Origin of the sequence: Brenneria sp. L3-3C-1 (assembly GCF_016456245.1) — a bacterium.
In the GTDB taxonomy this organism is placed as follows: domain Bacteria; phylum Pseudomonadota; class Gammaproteobacteria; order Enterobacterales; family Enterobacteriaceae; genus Brenneria.
In genome coordinates, this window is record NZ_JAEMHF010000001.1 from 62,567 (window position 1) to 79,428 (window position 16,862).

At 53.8% G+C, this 16,862-nt stretch carries 13 protein-coding genes; 10 read left to right on the top strand and 3 right to left on the bottom strand.

Annotation, left to right across the window (positions count from 1 at the left end; translation table 11 throughout):
• Positions 1–6: 6 nt before the first annotated feature.
• On the bottom strand, positions 7–1,026 hold the full coding sequence (locus JG725_RS00280; RefSeq protein ID WP_199376056.1) for an ABC transporter substrate-binding protein: 1,020 nt from the start codon (positions 1,024–1,026) through the stop codon (positions 7–9).
• A gap of 294 nt (positions 1,027–1,320) precedes the next feature.
• Between JG725_RS00280 and JG725_RS00285 the strand changes: the two genes are divergently transcribed.
• The 6 genes from JG725_RS00285 to JG725_RS00310 all read left to right on the top strand — a co-directional run bounded on the left by JG725_RS00285 (position 1,321) and on the right by JG725_RS00310 (position 6,748).
• Complete coding sequence (locus JG725_RS00285) at positions 1,321–2,340, top strand: malate/lactate/ureidoglycolate dehydrogenase (RefSeq protein WP_199376058.1); 1,020 nt, start codon at positions 1,321–1,323, stop codon at positions 2,338–2,340.
• 68 nt (positions 2,341–2,408) lie between these two features.
• Positions 2,409–3,395: a glycine betaine ABC transporter substrate-binding protein gene (locus JG725_RS00290; RefSeq protein ID WP_199377169.1), complete on the top strand. Its 987-nt coding sequence runs from the start codon at positions 2,409–2,411 to the stop codon at positions 3,393–3,395.
• Positions 3,396–3,401: 6 nt separating this feature from the next.
• On the top strand, positions 3,402–4,172 hold the full coding sequence (locus JG725_RS00295; RefSeq protein WP_199376060.1) for an ABC transporter permease: 771 nt from the start codon (positions 3,402–3,404) through the stop codon (positions 4,170–4,172).
• Complete coding sequence (locus JG725_RS00300; protein WP_199376062.1) at positions 4,172–4,966, top strand: ABC transporter ATP-binding protein; 795 nt, start codon at positions 4,172–4,174, stop codon at positions 4,964–4,966. Before JG725_RS00295 ends, JG725_RS00300 begins: the two co-directional genes overlap by 1 nt.
• Positions 4,967–4,997: 31 nt before the next feature.
• Positions 4,998–6,008 carry a D-cysteine desulfhydrase gene (locus tag JG725_RS00305; RefSeq protein ID WP_199376064.1) on the top strand — a complete coding sequence of 337 codons (1,011 nt, stop codon included), beginning with the start codon at positions 4,998–5,000 and terminating at the stop codon, positions 6,006–6,008.
• Positions 6,008–6,748 (top strand): aspartate/glutamate racemase family protein, encoded by a 741-nt coding sequence (locus JG725_RS00310; RefSeq protein ID WP_199376066.1) that lies wholly within the window; start codon positions 6,008–6,010, stop codon positions 6,746–6,748. The genes JG725_RS00305 and JG725_RS00310 overlap by 1 nt, the downstream gene beginning before the upstream one ends.
• 53 nt (positions 6,749–6,801) lie before the next feature.
• Here the strand turns inward: JG725_RS00310 and JG725_RS00315 are convergent, their stop codons facing one another.
• A complete protein-coding gene (locus JG725_RS00315; protein ID WP_172288501.1) occupies positions 6,802–8,142 on the bottom strand; it encodes an anaerobic C4-dicarboxylate transporter in 1,341 nt (446 codons plus the stop codon).
• Between the two features lie 822 nt (positions 8,143–8,964).
• Here JG725_RS00315 and JG725_RS00320 point away from each other — a divergent pair.
• From JG725_RS00320 to ygjG, 3 genes are all read left to right on the top strand, one after another.
• Positions 8,965–9,144: a hypothetical protein gene (locus tag JG725_RS00320; RefSeq protein ID WP_172288499.1), complete on the top strand. Its 180-nt coding sequence runs from the start codon at positions 8,965–8,967 to the stop codon at positions 9,142–9,144.
• Between the two features lie 129 nt (positions 9,145–9,273).
• Positions 9,274–10,698: an aminobutyraldehyde dehydrogenase gene (gene patD, locus JG725_RS00325; RefSeq protein WP_199376068.1), complete on the top strand. Its 1,425-nt coding sequence runs from the start codon at positions 9,274–9,276 to the stop codon at positions 10,696–10,698.
• A gap of 350 nt (positions 10,699–11,048) precedes the next feature.
• The gene (gene ygjG, locus JG725_RS00330; protein ID WP_199376070.1) at positions 11,049–12,467 is read left to right on the top strand and encodes a putrescine aminotransferase; all 1,419 of its coding nucleotides are present in this window, start codon (positions 11,049–11,051) and stop codon (positions 12,465–12,467) included.
• Positions 12,468–12,607: 140 nt separating this feature from the next.
• On the opposite strand, the gene JG725_RS00335 is transcribed toward ygjG, so the two are convergent.
• Complete coding sequence (locus JG725_RS00335) at positions 12,608–14,143, bottom strand: carboxylesterase/lipase family protein (RefSeq protein WP_199376072.1); 1,536 nt, start codon at positions 14,141–14,143, stop codon at positions 12,608–12,610.
• 409 nt (positions 14,144–14,552) lie between these two features.
• On the opposite strand from JG725_RS00335, the gene fusA reads away from it, so the two are divergent.
• Positions 14,553–16,655, top strand: a complete 2,103-nt coding sequence (fusA, locus tag JG725_RS00340; protein WP_172288491.1) for an elongation factor G — start codon at positions 14,553–14,555, stop codon at positions 16,653–16,655.
• Positions 16,656–16,862 lie beyond the last annotated feature (207 nt).

Sequence of the window (16,862 nt, forward strand, 5' to 3'; positions counted from 1 at the left end):
AGCCGCTTAGCTTCCCGGCTGGTCATGGATTTCACTGAAGAAGTAATCTTTCCAACTGTCCGCCTTGTTTTTCAGTACCCCAAGCTGATGTAATTTTTCGGCATAGATATAGGTACGCTGCGGGGTGATGGTGAAGTCGATTTCAGGATCCTCAACGATGCGCTTGATCAGCGCCGGGTCGAGCCGTGATTTCTCCACCCGGATATAGGTTTCAGCCGCCGCCGCTTTATCGGCTTTGATAATTTCAGCCGCTTCCGCCAGCGCCTGGTAAAACGCGCGGTAGGTTTTAGGGTTTTCATCATGAAATTTCTGGGTGGTGTACAGCACGTTGAACGTCGCCGGCCCGCCTAACACGTCGTAAGAGCTGAGAATTTTATGCACATTCTTGTTCTCCAGCGCCTGGTACTGGAATGGCGGGCTGGAGAAGTGAGCGCTGATTTCAGAGCCGCCGGCAACCAGCGCCGCGCTGGCGTCGGGGTGGGGCAGGCTTACGCTGATTTTGTCAAAGCGCTTAAAGTCATCGACGCCGTATTGCTTGGCGGTTTCAATCTGTAAGGTGCGCGACTGGAACCCTACGCCGGCGGCGGGAACGGCGATGCGATCCTTTTCACTTAAATCGCCAATGGTTTTCACCGCCGGATTATTGCTCAGCAGATAGTTGGGCATCGATCCCAGCGAGGCGATGGCCTTGACGTTCTGGCGGCCGTGAGTGCGATCCCACACGGTCAGCATCGGCGGTACGCCGGCCGACGCGACATCCAGCGCGCCGGACAGCAGCGCTTCATTGATGGCGGTTGCGCCGGAGAGCGTACGCCAGTCCACCTGGATATCAATCCCCTGTTGTTTACCGTGTTTTTCGATCAAGTTTTGATCGCGCACCACATCCAGGATGAGATAACCAATGCCAAACTGCTGGGCGATGCTGATCTTCCCTTCCGCACCGGCGCCAAATGAGGCTAACGTGCATGCCAGCGTTGCCGCCAGAGTCAAATGACGGAAGGTTTTATTTTTGGGTGGTTGGCTCATTTTTTTCTCTCTTTTGGCATTACCCTGATGACAGCTAAATAAAATATAAAGCTGATAGACCTGGTTTAAATAGACAGGATTTTCGCATCCTATTTTCTTCTGCATTTATTGCTAAAGTCCGTTTTGGAATAACTTAGAATGAATTTTAAACTTGTTGCCAAATATCAAGTAAATATCGACAGGTAATGGCTTTAGCACATTATTTGCTATCGATAGTTTTATTTCTCAGTTAGGTATAAAAGTGCCGGCGTTATAGTGTTGCCCATATAATTTAATTCGTATTCAGAGGCGATTATGCCGATATTTAGTCATCATTATTTACGCGATTATTTGCGTGACCGATTAGTGAATATCGAAGTTGATGCCAGTGTGGCGCAGATCGTGGCGGATAATTTGGTGGAGTCGAGCCTCAAGGGGCATGATTCGCACGGCGTCAGTATGCTGCCCCGTTATATCGCGGCTATCAAAGAAGGTGGGCTGGCGCCGCACGCCAATGCAGAGAAAACCCTGGATTTCGGGCCGCTTATTTCCTTTAACGGCCAACAGGGATTTGGTCAGGTGGTGGCGAAGCAGGCGCTGGCCGAAGGGATTGCCCGCGCGCAAACGCACGGTGTGGCGGTGGTCAGTCTGGCGGACGCCCATCATCTGGGGCGCATTGGCGCCTGGGCCGAACAGGCCGTGGACGCCGGGCTGGTTTCGCTGCATTTCGCCAATGTTCATACCACGGTGGTTTTACCGTGGCAGGGAGAGCGGCCTCGTTTCGGCACTAATCCTTTCTGTGTCGGGGTGCCGGTAGCGGAAGGCGATCCGGTGATTCTGGATTTCGCCACCAGCGTGATTGCCGGTAATAAAGCGCGCATTGCCTGGAACGAAGGTAAACGCCTGCCACCCGGCTGCATTGTTGATAATCAGGGGAACCCGACGGTTGATCCGCGCTGGCTGATGGAACAGCCGCTGGGGGCGTTACTGCCGTTTGGGCAACATAAAGGATCGGGATTATCACTTATTTGTTCGCTGTTGGGCGCCGCATTAACCGGCGGGAAAACCGAACGCACGGCAAAAGGGGAAAAGAAACAGATTATCAACAGTATGCTGTCTATTTTAATTGATCCGAATCGCTTAGGCGGCGCGGATTCTTATCAGCAGGAAATTCCTGCCTTATTAGCCTGGGTTCGCCAGTCGCGCGATGATGGGGAATTATTATTGCCGGGCGATGCGGAAAAACAAAAATATCTTCAGCGAATTAAAGAGGGTATTTACGTTGATGATACCAGTTGGCGGCAACTTACTGATTTAAATAAACAGGTTGCATAATTCGGTATGACTATTTTAATCCAATAGGGAAAATAAACGTGAGAAAAAATATTGCCAGCGTCTTGGGGATGAGCAGCCTGTTATTCATCGCTACATCGGCATGGGCGGCGGAAAATAAACCGGATGAAGTCCGGGTTGCCTACAGCGGCGGTTCACAGGTATTGGTGTTATCAAAAGCGGATGGATCGTTGGAAAAAGCGCTGGGCACGCCGGTTAAGTGGGTGCAATTCGCCTCCGGTGCGGATGCGCTTAATTATTTCGCCAGTAATGCGATTGATATTGCCAATTTCGGATCGAGTCCGGCGACCGCTGGGATCGTGCGTAAGTTGCCCATTGAGATTATCGGCGTTTCAGGTGTGATTGCCACCTATGAGCGGCTGATCGCCAAACAGGGTATTACCTCACTGAAGGATATAGAAGGCAAACGGGTCGCCTATCCGCCTAACTCCACCGCACAGTATGCGCTGGAAGCCGCGATAGCCGTCCATCAGCTCGATCGCGGCAAAATCACCCTGATACCGTTGCGTCCGGCCGAAATGGTGGCGGCGTGGAAACGCGGCGATATTGACGCCGGTTATGTCTGGGCGCCGTTTGCCCAGGAGTTGGAAGCCTCCGGCGGGCACGGCGTATTCGCGACTAAAGATTTGCAAAAAGACGGTTATCTGATTTACAACAACTATGTGGTCAGAAAGGCTTTCGCCCAGCAGTATCCGCAAACCGTGGCTCGTTTCCTCAAGGTGCATCAGCAAAAAGTGAAAGAATTCCAGCAAGACCCGGAAAAAGCGGCGGCAACGGTGGCAAAAGAAGTCGGCGCGGCCGTCACCACGGCGACCAATACGCTGTCGGGTCTGGAATATCCAACGCTTGAGCAACAGGCAACGGCCCAGTGGCTGGGGGACGGCAGCGATACGGATCAAAGCGGCATCGGACAGGCCGTCGCCAAAACGGCGCATTTTTTGGAAGGCATCGGTGAAATTCGCCAGCGCGACATTCCGTCCTCCTTTGCCGATTCGATTAATTCCACCTATCTGAAGCAGGCGGCGGCAGGGAATTAACGGGCCGTGAAAAAATTGTCTTATGCATTATTAAGCATCATCTCCGTGCTGTCTGTGCTGGCCTTGTGGCAGATAGCCGGTATCAGACAGTGGATCGATCCCTTGCTGTTGCCGCCGTTGTCGGACATCGGTCTGACCGCTCGGGAACTGGTGCAGGAGGGCTACCGGCAGGTGCCGCTGTGGCAACATGTGATGGTCAGCGTTGCCCGGGCCATGAGCGCCTTCAGCGTGGCGATTCTTATCGGCGTCCCTTTGGGATTGGTAATGGGGTTGTCAGCCCCGATCGCCGCAATTTTTAATCCTTTTGTGCAGTTTTTACGTCCGCTGCCGAAAATCGCGCTGATACCGCTGGCGGTGGTGTGGTTGGGGATCGGCGAGGCATCCAAATTCTTCCTGATTTTTATCGCCACCTTTCTCAGCGTGGTGGTCGGCGCCAATGCCGCCGTGGAGCGTATCGGCCGTAACCGCATTCGGGTGGCGCAAACGCTGGGCGCCAGCCGCAGGCAGATTTTCTTTCGCGTGGTGTTGCCTGATACGCTGCCAGAACTCTTTACCACCGTCCGACTCTCCATCGGTATTGGCTGGACATCGCTGATTGCGGCGGAAATGGTGGCGGCGACCTCGGGTATCGGCTGGATGGTTATGAACGCCAGCGCCTATCTGCGAACGGATATCGTCATGCTGGGGATCTTGCTATTAGGCGCTATCGGTTATTTACTCGATCTGTTGCTGGTTGGGTTGCAACGCATTTTAGTGCCGTGGGCGGGAAAAGAATAATGACGCAAGCAAATCAGGCGCATATCGCCGTCGATCGCGTCAGCCTCACTTTTCCTTCCCGGAGCGAAAGGTTGACCGTACTGGATGACGTATCGCTACAGGTGAATCGTGGGGAGTTTGTCGTACTGCTTGGCCCTTCCGGGTGCGGTAAGTCGACCATTTTGAATTTGATTGCCGGTTTCGAAAATCCCAGCCGGGGGCAGGTGCTGTGCGCAGGGCAACCCGTCTCCGGCCCGGGGCCGTCGCGCGGCATGGTTTTTCAGCAGGCCAATTTATTTCCCTGGTTAACGGTGCTGGACAACGTCACTTTCGGCCCGCGGATGCAAGGGGCGGATAAAAAGCAGGTTCAGCGCGAAGCGGCGGACTATCTGGCGCTGGTGGGGCTGGAAGGATTTCATCAACATTACCCGTGGCAGCTTTCCGGCGGCATGAAGCAGCGGGTGGCATTGGCGCGGGCGTGGTTGCCTCAACCCGAAGTGCTGCTGATGGATGAACCATTTGGCGCGCTGGATGCGCAAACCCGTTTGATGATGCAGGAGCTACTGTTGTCGGCCTGGCAGAAAACCGGCACCACTCTGCTGTTTGTGACGCACGATGTGGAGGAAGCGTTGTTTTTGGCCGATCGCGTGCTGGTGATGTCGGCGCGCCCCGGGCGTATCGCCGAAGAAATTCGTCTGCCGTTTGGACGGGAACGGAATATTGAAACACTGGCGCAGCATCCTGAGTACGCGGAGCTGAAACGGCACGTGCTGCATCGTGTCCGTGAGGAAGCCCGGCGTCATATTAATCTGTAAGCAGCTGACTTTACTTTTTGAGGAGAAAATCATGCACCTTGCCCGTTTTCCCCGGCTGGCGTTGGGGCATTTCCCCACGCCGCTGGAGCTTTTACCTGCGCTGACCGACTATCTGGGCGGCCCGACGATTTACATCAAACGTGATGACGCCACGGGATTGGCCACCGGCGGCAACAAAACCCGCAAGCTGGAATTCCTGTTGGCCGATGCTCGGCAGCAAGGAGCCGACGTGATTATCACCCAGGGCGCCACGCAGTCCAACCATGTCCGGCAAACGATTGCCGCCGCGGCAAAATTGGGGCTGAAAACCAAAATTCTGCTGGAAAAGCGCGTTGCCGATTACGGCGAGGAGTATCAGCGCTCCGGTAATATTTTGCTGGATAACCTGCTGGGGGGCGAAATTGTCGACCATTTGCCGGCCGGCACCGATATGCAGCAGGCGATGGAAACGCTGGCGGATTCGTTGCGTAAAGAGGGACGTAAACCCTATGTGATCCCCGGCGGCGGCTCAAGCCCTGTTGGGGCGCTGGGGTATGTGGCCTGTGCGGAGGAACTGCTGTTTCAGTCCAGTCAGCAGCGCTTGCGCATCGATCATATTGTGCACGCCACCGGCAGCACCGGTACGCAGGCGGGTCTGGTCGCCGGATTAACCGCGACCAACAGCCAGATCCCCCTATTGGGCATCAGCGTGAGAGCGCCGCGGGAGAAGCAGGAAGAAAATGTGTATGCGCTGGCCCAGCAAACCTGGCGACTGCTGGGCATCGCCGGTGAAATTCCCCGTCAGGCGGTGAAAGTCAATAGCGACTACGTGGGGCAAGGATATGGTATTCCGACCGAAGGCACGCTGGAAGCCCTGACTTTACTGGCGCAGTTGGAAGGTATTCTGCTTGATCCGGTCTATTCCGGGAAAGGTATGGCGGGATTGATCGATCTGATCCGCCAGGGGCATTTTGACCGCGATCAGAACATCGTCTTTATTCATACCGGCGGCGCAGCCGGACTGTTTGGTTATCGCCAGCTTTTTGAACAAACGACTTTCTGATGAATATTCAGCCAGACAACGCAACCTTGATTGGCGTGCTGGGCGGCATGGGGCCGCTGGCAACCGTTGACCTGTTGCAGAAAATTATCGAAGAAACTCCCGCCTGCCGCGATCAGGATCATGTGCCGGTAGTGGTCTGGAATGTGCCTCAAATCCCGGATCGCCAGCAGGCGCTGGCGGGAACCGGGGAGTCGCCGTTGCCGGTGCTGCTGGCGGCAATTCGCCAGCTTAATCAGTTGCCGCTCAGTCATATCGTTATTCCCTGCAATACGGCGCATCACTGGTTTGACGCATTACAGGCAGAGAGCCTCGTTCCTTTGATTCATATCGCCGATGCAACGCTGGCGTCCGCGGTCTGTCTGGCGCAAGGTCAGGTTCAGGCGCCGCGCAAAATCGGGCTGATCGCGACAACGGGCACGCTTGACGCCGGGTGGTATCAGCAGCGATTTGCCTCGTTGGGCGCGGTTACGCTGACGCCGAATGAGCAGGAAATGGCGACGCTGTTTGTGCCGGGCTGTTATGCGGTCAAACGCGGCGAGTTATCAAAGGGCGGGGAGTTGCTTGATCAACTGGCCCAACGCCTGATTGAGTGTGGCGCGGAGTGGCTGGTATTGGCCTGTACCGAGGTGCCGCCGGCGTTGACGGCGGTAAATTCGCGCTGGCTGGATGTCAGTATCGATCCGACGCGAGCGCTGGCCCAGGCTTGCGTCCGGGAATGGCGGCGTTCTGCCGCGGGCTAACCCAAAGTAAAAGGCCGTTCGGAAACCGAACGGCCTTTGGCTGGCGTTAGCTATTATAGGAAGCCATACATGGCGGCAAATACCCAGCCGAATATGCAGGATGTGATTACCCCGATCAAGCCAGGCAGGATAAAGCTGTGGTTGATAACGAAACGACCAATCTTGGTGGTGCCTGAGCGGTCAAACTGAATCGCCGCCAGATCGCTTGGGTAGGTTGGCAGAATGTAATAACCGTAGCAGGCCGGCGCTGACGCAACGATATAAGCCGGATTAACGCCGATTGCCAACGCAACAGGCACAATCGCCGCCAATGCCGCGGCCTGTGAGTTAACAAATTTCGATACCAGCAGCAGAATCACCGCATAGGCCCACGGATACTCTTTTACCAGCGTACCCAGCGTGGCTTTAATCTGCTCCAGATGCGCGCCGAACATGGTTTCGGCCATCCAGGCAATCCCATACACCGCCACGATGGCAATCATCCCTGACCGGAACACTTCGTTCTTGGAAATGGATGCCGGGTTGGTTTTGGTCGCCATGATAATGATGGCGCCGGCGAACAACATAAACATCTGAATAACCAGCACCATGGACAACGGCTTGCCATCAAATGTCGGACGCAGCTCCGATACGGCGCCCAGAATCGCTACCGCGGCGATGGCGGACAAAAAGATCCACATGGCAACCCAGTTGCTGCGCGGAAGTTTTTTGTCCAGCAGTGTCGCCGTATCGCCATAAACGTAATGTTTATTTTCAGGGACGGAGATAAATTTCTGGAAATCCGGGTCTTTATCCAAATCCTTACCGCGGAACCAACTGAAAATACCAATCGCCAGGATACCCAGCAGAGTAGAGGGAATGGTAATCGCCAGTAAGTCGAGGAACTCCAGATGTTTGCCCTGGAAGGTAAAGTTACCCAGCATGGCGACCAGCGAGACCACGGCCACCGATACCGGGCTGGCGATGATCCCCATTTGCGCGCCGATGGAGCTGGCGGCCATAGGTCTTTCCGGGCGGATATTATTTTTGATGGCGACATCATAGATAATCGGCAGGATGGTGTAGACCACGTGGCCGGTTCCGCACAGAATGGTCAGAGTACAGGTGACGAACGGCGCAATAATCGAGACGTATTTTGGATTACGGCGCAGCAGACGCTCTGCGATCTGTAACATGACATCCAGGCCGCCCGAGGCCTGAAGTGTTGCCGATGCGGCTACCACGGCGATGATAACCAACATGACGTCAACGGGTGGTCTACCTGGTTGAAGTTTAAATACAAAGACCAGAATAACGAGTCCTATACCGCCTAATAACCCCAGCGCGATCCCGCCTTTTCTAGCACCGTAGAAAAGACAGATCAGGACAATGACTAGTTGAATGATAAAATCCATAGATACCCCATTGCTAAAAGTGACGAGTTAATTAATTAGGTTGTCTTACCTTCGTCGCGGGTACTATAGGTATTATTTGTTATTATTTTTCTTGATCTAAGTCTATTATTTTTTATGTTTCTTTTTTTTACTTCAAATAAAAGAAGTAAGTCGCAATAATTATTTTTATCTGCTTTATTTAGTTTTTTAACTGTAATATTAGTTTTTTAAATGCCATGCTCTTATTTGAATAAATTCATGTTTTAAATATTGATTATTCATTAATTTATTGTGTTCCTTTTGTTATATATTGGTTTTTGTTTTTGGCTTATCTGGTTTGATTTATGCCTGAGAAAACCTTTTTTTAGCCGGAGAAAGCTATTTATTATGAAGTGAATTAAGTTATCATATTGATTTAATTGTATATTTTTATTTAATTATAACGCACCTCTTATTGGGGGTGAATGTCAATAATTCTACGCCGGCGGTCGGCGCTATCAATGATAATGGTGGAAATTTACCGCTCGGTTTTGTCTAAAATTGCCTTTTATTGTATTTTTATTTTTTCTTGATGAAATTTGGGCTATTTTTATTGATAGCTTTATAAGTTATTAAACCGATCATTTTATAAATTTTTTTAGAATATATTATCCCTCATCCCGAATAGGCGCCGCGTTAAGTGATGGCCTCTTCGCTCATTTCTTGCGCCGTCGGCAGCGCTTAACCGTACCCGCATCGTTAATCAAGCGTAGCGCCTTGTTGGCGCATACCGTTGAGTATCGGGATGACCGACTATACTTTTTGATATCTTTCACCTTTTATATAGCAGGAGTTAAAGACAGCATGACTAAATCAAATCCAAAAGATGTGACCGTCAGCGAAGGGTTGGCGAAAGTGCATAAAGCGTCCGACCGACTGACGGAAGAAGAAATTGAAGCCCTGGCCGAAGAGGCTAAAAACGCCGCGGAGCAGACCAGGAAAGAGCGGATCAAGAAAGAGACAGGCAATGCGCCGTCGCGGTAGCAGACAACAGACAACATCAACGTGTTCATCAGCCTGACAAAGTGGCAGATATTTTGCAGGTGTCCGTTATTGGCTGAAGAACCAGTAAATGAAAACCACCACTGATTTTCTGTTTATAAGGAAACCATTATGCACGACAAGTTGCTCATAGAGGGTAAGCAAGTTGCAGGCCGGGGTGAGGCTTTGGCGGTTTTTAATCCTGCAAACGGAGAGCAAATCGCCTTGATTGCGCAGGCTGACCTGGCTCAGGTCGATGCCGCCGTCAAGGCGGCGGATGCGGCATTTGCGCAGTGGGGGAAAACCACGCCGAAAGACCGTGCCGCGTATTTATTACAAATTGCGGATGTGATTGAAGAGCATGCTGAGGAGTTTGCCCGGCTGGAGTCCATTAACTGCGGCAAACCTTATCATGCGGTGCTGAATGATGAGATCCCGGCGGTTGCCGATGTATTCCGGTTTTTTGCCGGCGCGGCGCGTTGCCTGAACGGTTCGGCGGCGGGCGAATATCTTTCAGGGCATACGTCAATGATCCGGCGCGATCCGGTGGGGGTGGTGGCGTCCATCGCCCCGTGGAATTACCCGCTGATGATGGCGTCGTGGAAGCTGGCGCCTGCGCTGGCCGGGGGGAACTGCGTGGTGCTGAAACCCGCTGAACAAACCCCGCTGACCACCTTTTATTTAGCGCATTTGCTGGCGGATGTTCTGCCGGCCGGCGTGGTGAATATTCTGTTCGGACGCGGCGCCGACATTGGCGATGTCTTGACCGGGCATGAGTTGGTGCGGATGGTTTCGCTGACGGGCTCCATTGCCACCGGCGCGCACATTCTTTCTAATACGGCCTCCGGCGTAAAACGTACGCATATGGAGTTGGGCGGCAAAGCGCCGGTGATTGTGTTTGACGACGCGGATATCGAACAGGTGGTCGACGGTATTCGCAGCTTCGGCTTTTATAATGCCGGGCAGGACTGTACCGCCGCCTGCCGCCTGTATGTACAGCGCAATATCTATGATCGGGTGGTGTCCGAACTGGGCGAGGCCGTATCCACATTGAACATGGGCGATCCGCTGGATGAAAAAACCGAGCTGGGGCCGTTAATTACCGAGCCACAGTTGGACAGGGTGATCGGATTTGTTGAACGGGCCAAGGCGCTGTCGCACATCACCGTGGTGACCGGCGGCGAACGGGTGGCGGGCAAGGGCTACTACTTCCAGCCGACGGTGCTGGCGGGGGCGCGTCAGGAAGATGAGATCGTGCAAAAAGAGGTCTTTGGCCCGGTGGTTTCCATCACGCCGTTTGACGATGAAGAGCAGGTGATTGGCTGGGCCAATGCCTCCAATTACGGACTGGCCTCGTCGGTCTGGACCCAGGATCTCGGCCGGGCGCACCGTCTGGCGGCTAATCTACAGTATGGTTGTACCTGGGTTAATACCCATTTCATGCTGGTGAGCGAAATGCCGCACGGCGGCCAGAAACTTTCCGGCTATGGCAAAGATATGTCGATCTACGGCCTGGAAGATTACACCCTCGTTCGTCACGTCATGATCCGCCATTGATTTCCCGCCTGGGCGCATCATCCCGTATGGCTTGATCATTAATCGAGCCATGCGGGATTGCCGATAATCCGCACGGTTGCTGAGTGCGGCTTTTTTTCGCTGTTTTGCACTAAAATAGTGCCAGGTGCGCAGTTATGATGCATTTAGGCGTTTTTTTCTGCCTTTTCCCCTGAATTAATCGTCGATATTGCGTTTTTATGCTGACGTGGCGGTTTTACTTTTGTTTTTATTTTAGTTTTGCGTGCTGTATCAGATTTTAATATTTTATTGCCGTTTTATGCAGCCAACTGGCGTGTTATGTGCATTAATTAACTTGATATCACGTGATATCAGTTATCAAGGAGTGCATTTTGTCCAGATCAAAGGCTAACCTCAACCCGCTAGAGTGTACTCAGCAGGCATTAAAATGGATTAAGTGTGAAAAACTGACTACCGGGGAGATTTCCTCGTTAAATCAAGATGTCTTGAACTCATTTCGTGAATACGTCAATCCGGGTTTTCTTGAATATCGAAAATCCGTCACCTCCGGGGGCGAGTACGGCGCAGTCGAATGGCGCGCCAGCGGCCCGAATACGCTGGTTGATACTCAGGGACAGGAATATCTGGACTGTCTGGGCGGCTACGGCATCTTCAATGTCGGTCATCGCAACCCCACGGTTATCGCGGCCGTAGAGCAGCAGCTTGCCAAACAACCCTTGCATAGTCAGGAACTCCTTGATCCGCTACGGGCCATGTTGGCAAAGACGCTGGCGGCGCTAACGCCGGGCAATCTGAAATACAGCTTTTTAAGCAATAGCGGAACGGAGGCGGTTGAGGCGGCGTTGAAGCTGGCTAAGGCTTATCAATCTCAGCGCGGCAAATATACCTTTATCGCCGCATCGGGCGCGTTTCACGGTAAGTCGCTCGGTTCGCTGTCCGCTACCGCCAAGGCCGAGTTTCGTCGTCCTTTCATGCCGTTACTGCCGGGTTTTCACCATGTTCCTTTTGGCGATATCGCTGCCATCAGGAAGCAGGTTCATCAATGCCAGAAGACCGGAGACGACGTTGCCGCCATCATCCTTGAACCTATTCAGGGAGAAGGCGGCGTAATTGTACCGCCGGATAATTACTTGCCTGCTGTCAGAGCATTATGTGATGAGGTTGGGGCATTGCTGATTCTGGATGAAGTTCAGACCGGCATGGGGCGGACGGGCAAGATGTTTGCCTGTGAGCATTATGGCGTTCAGCCCGACATTCTGTGTCTGGCTAAAGCCCTGGGCGGCGGCGTAATGCCCATTGGCGCAACGGTGGCGACGGAAGAGGTGTTTTCCGTGCTATTCGAAAATCCGTTCCTGCACACCACCACCTTTGGCGGCAACCCCCTGGCCTGTTCGGCGGCGTTGGCGACCATCAATGTCCTGCTGACGGAAAAGCTGCCGGAGCAGGCGGCGGTAAAAGGAGGCTTTTTGCTGCAAGGATTGAAGCAGCTTGCCGCCGACTATCCTGATTTGATTTCCGAATCCCGTGGTCTTGGCTTACTGCTGGCTATCGAATTCAGGAAAAACGAGATCGGTTATGCGTTTGCGAAAGAACTTTTTCATCGCCATATTCTGGTCGCAGGGACGCTGAATAATGCTAAATCGGTGCGTATCGAGCCGCCGCTGACCATCACTCACGAACAGTGCGCGCGCGTGCTGAAAGAAGCGGGTGAGGTGTTAAAAAAGCTCAGAGGCGTGATGTCGGAAGAAAGCACAGGAGAGAATAAAGTGAAGGAATACGTGGTTGAGTAATACACGCCATGCCGACCGGACATACCGTGTTTTCTTTTCGTTATGCTAAAAACCAGTCAGTTAATCCTGACTGGTTTTTTTATGGCGGGCGGTTTTTGTCCGCGCCCCTGCGGGCCGCTACGCCATACCGTTGAAAAACGTTAGTTGCTGCTTTCCGCCAATTTTTCAATCAGGTCAAGCCGCGTCTTCCACGGATCGGCAAACTCTTTGGTGTGTTCCGCACCGGCGGCCGGAATGATCAGCACATTATCTTGCCGGCTGTTATACGCATTCCAGGCCGGCAACCCGGCGCTATGGGGATTACCCGTACGGGCAAAGTTGACCCAATACTGATGCGTTTGCCGGGCGACGGCCTGATCTTTGGCCGTGACCTTATCCGCGTAGCGGGCGCTCAGGGTGTTGAACACGTAAGGGATCTCGCTGGCGTGCACCGCTGCCTGCCACTCGCCGCGCATGCTGTCGGCCACATAGCCAAAACGGTACTGCCAGACCGGAATGGCGGCCTTTTCCCAAATGCGGGCGATGAACCGGGCCGGCTCCACCATAAAACCATCGCTTGAGATCGCCATGGCGGCGTCCTGGGGCGACATGTCCTGATAAGCCTGTTTGGCTTGCTGGCGATCGGCCGCGGCGAAAACGGCCACCGCTTCATCCAGCGTCGCCACCTCAGGGGGAAAACCGATATCGGCGTCGGTGGCGCCAACCATCAGCGGCATGCGATGGAACGCCTCCTGACGATAACGATCTTGTGGTTCGCCGGTAATCAGTTTGCCGTCAATCATCGGGCCGGAATAATCCGCCGGATTGATTGCCATGTTCAGGCCATTCACCACCTTATCCGCCGGAATGTTGCGCAGCGCCGCCAGGGCGTTCTCATCTTTTCCGCTGATGCCGTTTAATTGCGCGAATGCCGCTCCGGCCTGTTCCGCGCTGGACCAGTCTTGAGCGATCGCCAGATTATGTCTGCCGCCGCCCGACTGAATAATGGCTTTATGAAACAGCCCCTTCGCCAAATCAGTCGTGAGCAGTGAATGGATGGCGAACCCGCCGGCCGATTCGCCGAACAGCGTGATATTTTGCGCATCGCCATTAAATTCGGCGATGTTTTTTTGCACCCATTTCAACGCCGCAATCTGATCCATTAAACCGTAATTGCCGCGCAGCGGCTGGTCAGCCAATGCCGGATGGGCAAAAAAGCCGAAACGGCCGAGGCGATAATTGAAACTGACGAACACGACCCCCTGACGGGCAAATGATTCCCCGGCGTAGACGTCCGGCGATGAGCCGCCGTTGACGAAACCGCCGCCGTGGATCCACACCATGACCGGCAACGGGCCGCTGGCATTGGCCGGACGCCATACGTTAAGGGTCAGACAGTCCTCGCTAAAACCGATGCCGAGCGGCGCGGCATCGCCGGGAAACGGCTCCTGTAAACAATCTTTGCCGAAGTCGACGGCGGGGCGGACGTCCGTCCAGCTTGTGACCGGCTGCGGCGGTTGCCAGCGTCGTTCGCCGATGGGAGAGGCGGCAAACGGGATGCCTTTAAACGCCTCCACGCCCTGAGCGGATATTCCCGCAATACGCCCGCTGTGCAGCGTGACCTGCGGTTGGTCGGCCAATACCGATTGGCTGGCGGTGGAGAGCAGCAATAATCCGGCTGCGAGTAATTTATTCATTCGAGTTGCTCCTTTTCTAGCGCCAAAAAAAAACCTGACAGACCTGGCAATAAAGCCAGATCTGTCAGGTTTCGCCTTTATTCGTAACGCCCTGTGAGTCTATATATAGAAAAAGTAGATTGATATGACAACGATCAGGGAAAGTATGTGTGACGGCAATCAACGCCGGAGCGCGCATAATACAATAAAGGCACTTTTCGGCAAAAATCTCCCGATCGGTAATACTGTAGAAGTTTGGCATGCCAATCGTCCGAAAAGCGCTATGGCCGTTGGGGAAAAGCAATGCCTTAAATAGTTCGTATATACTCGTACAATTGTACTATACTGTTCGCCGATATCAGTACCGCGTTCTGTCGCAGACAGTTATCTGCCGGCCCAGAATTAGTTTCACTAATTAAGGATGTTTTATATGGCTCGTACAACCCCCATTGAACGCTATCGTAATATTGGCATCTCGGCCCACATTGATGCCGGGAAAACCACCACCACGGAACGCATCCTGTTTTACACCGGGGTGAGTCACAAGATGGGGGAAGTACACGATGGCGCGGCAACCACCGACTGGATGGCGCAGGAGCAGGAACGCGGCATTACCATCACCTCGGCGGCGGTAACCTGCTTCTGGCAGGGCATGGATCATCGCTATCCCAGGCACCATATCAATATTATCGATACCCCCGGACACGTGGACTTCACCATTGAGGTGGAGCGTTCAATGCGCGTACTGGATGGCGCGGTGATGGTGTATGACTCTGTCGGCGGCGTGCAGCCGCAGTCGGAGACGGTCTGGCGTCAGGCCAATAAATATCATGTGCCGCGGCTGGCGTTCGTCAACAAAATGGATCGCCCCGGCGCCGACTATTTCCGCGTCCGTCAGATGATGATTGACCGGCTGAAAGCCAATCCGGTGCCGATTGTGATCCCGATAGGCAGCGAAGAAAACTTTATTGGCGTGGTGGATCTGATCAAGATGCGCGCCATCATCTGGGATGAAGCCTCGCAGGGCATGACCTTTAGCTATGAGGCGATCCCGGACGCCTTGCTGGCGACGGCGCAGGAATGGCGGGAGAAAATGGTGACGGCGGCGGCAGAGGCGTCTGACGAACTGATGACTAAGTATCTGGACGGCGTGGCGCTGAGCGAAGAGGAGATTACCTTTGGTTTGCGCGCCCGCACCATCGCCGGTGACATCCAGCCGATGCTGTGCGGCAGCGCGTTTAAAAATAAAGGCGTGCAGCGCATGCTGGATGCCATTATCGAATTGATGCCGTCGCCGCTGGATATTCCGCCGGTCAGCGGTATGGATGAAAAAGGCAACGAGGCGATCCGTCACGCCGACGACAACGACAAATTCTCGGCGCTGGCGTTTAAACTGATGACCGATCCTTACGTCGGCCAACTGACCTTCGTGCGGGTGTATTCCGGCGTGCTGAAAAAAGGCGACAGCGTCTATAACCCGGTGCGGGGCAAGAAAGAGCGCATCGGGCGTATCGTCCAGATGCATGCCAATGCCCGTCACGAGGTGGATGAAATTCGGGCCGGCGACATTGCCGCCTGCGTCGGTCTGAAAGAGGTGACCACCGGGGAAACCCTGTGCGACCCGGATGCCGTGCTGACGCTGGAACGTATGGAGTTCCCCGAACCGGTGATTTCGCTGGCGATAGAGCCGAAAACCAAGGCCGATCAGGAAAGAATGGGCATCGCTCTGCAACGGCTGGCGTCCGAAGATCCCTCATTCCGGCTCAAAACCGACGAGGAATCCGGTCAGACGATCATTTCCGGCATGGGCGAGCTGCATCTGGAAATTATTGTCGATCGCATGAAGCGTGAGTTCGGCGTGGCGGCCAATATCGGCAGGCCGCAGGTCACCTATCGTGAAACCATTCGCAGCAAAGTGACTGACGTGGAAGGGAAATTTGTCCGCCAGTCCGGTGGGAAAGGCCAGTACGGTCATGTGGTGCTGACGGTGGAGCCGCAGGAAGCGGGCAAAGGCTTTGCTTTCGAGGATGCCACCAAAGGCGGGGTGGTTCCGCGCGAATTTATTCCGTCGGTGGAAAAAGGCGTGCGCGAAGCGATGATGACCGGCGTGCTGGCGGGCTATCCGATTGTCGACGTCAAGGTCACGTTGACCTTCGGTTCCTACCATGAGGTGGATTCCTCGGAAATGGCCTTCAAAATGGCGGCGATTTTCGGCTTCCGCGACGCCATTAAACGCGCCAACCCGGTGATTCTGGAGCCGGTGATGAAAGTGGAGGTGGAAACGCCGGAAGAGTATGCCGGCGGCGTGATGGGGGACTTGTCGTCCCGGCGCGGTCTGGTGCAGGGCATGGAGGAAATGATCGCCGGACGGGTTATTCGCGCCGAGGTGCCGTTGTCTGAGATGTTTGGCTATTCCACCGCGCTGCGTTCGATGTCTCAGGGGCGCGCCACCTACACCATGGAGTTTAAGCACTATGTGGAAGCGCCGCGTAATGTGACGGAAGCGATCATTGCCGCCCGCAGTTCACGCTAAAAGCTTCTAAAGCCGACTTCCCTTTTGTCTGGGACGTCGGCTTAACGATCTGTTTAGTATTCCTGTTTAGTATTTCGTCGCCAAATAATTTCAAATTGAAATAACGCCTGGTTATTTATCACTCAATGAAATTTCCGCCTGTATCAATTTCCGGGCGTAACATGCGTCGCTTTTTAAAATATTCTATAATCAGAAGGTTTTGGGATA

Bases quoted from the DNA above. Each gene is read 5' to 3' on its own strand.
- JG725_RS00315 (WP_172288501.1), bottom strand. From the start codon at position 8,142: ATGGATTTTATCATTCAACTAGTCATTGTCCTGATCTGTCTTTTCTAC.
- JG725_RS00285 (WP_199376058.1), top strand. From the start codon at position 1,321: ATGCCGATATTTAGTCATCATTATTTACGCGATTATTTGCGTGACCGA.
- JG725_RS00335 (WP_199376072.1), bottom strand. From the start codon at position 14,143: ATGAATAAATTACTCGCAGCCGGATTATTGCTGCTCTCCACCGCCAGC.
- JG725_RS00290 (WP_199377169.1), top strand. From the start codon at position 2,409: ATGAGCAGCCTGTTATTCATCGCTACATCGGCATGGGCGGCGGAAAAT.
- JG725_RS00300 (WP_199376062.1), top strand. From the start codon at position 4,172: ATGACGCAAGCAAATCAGGCGCATATCGCCGTCGATCGCGTCAGCCTC.
- JG725_RS00320 (WP_172288499.1), top strand. From the start codon at position 8,965: ATGACTAAATCAAATCCAAAAGATGTGACCGTCAGCGAAGGGTTGGCG.
- fusA (WP_172288491.1), top strand. From the start codon at position 14,553: ATGGCTCGTACAACCCCCATTGAACGCTATCGTAATATTGGCATCTCG.
- JG725_RS00305 (WP_199376064.1), top strand. From the start codon at position 4,998: ATGCACCTTGCCCGTTTTCCCCGGCTGGCGTTGGGGCATTTCCCCACG.
- JG725_RS00310 (WP_199376066.1), top strand. From the start codon at position 6,008: ATGAATATTCAGCCAGACAACGCAACCTTGATTGGCGTGCTGGGCGGC.
- patD (WP_199376068.1), top strand. From the start codon at position 9,274: ATGCACGACAAGTTGCTCATAGAGGGTAAGCAAGTTGCAGGCCGGGGT.
- JG725_RS00280 (WP_199376056.1), bottom strand. From the start codon at position 1,026: ATGAGCCAACCACCCAAAAATAAAACCTTCCGTCATTTGACTCTGGCG.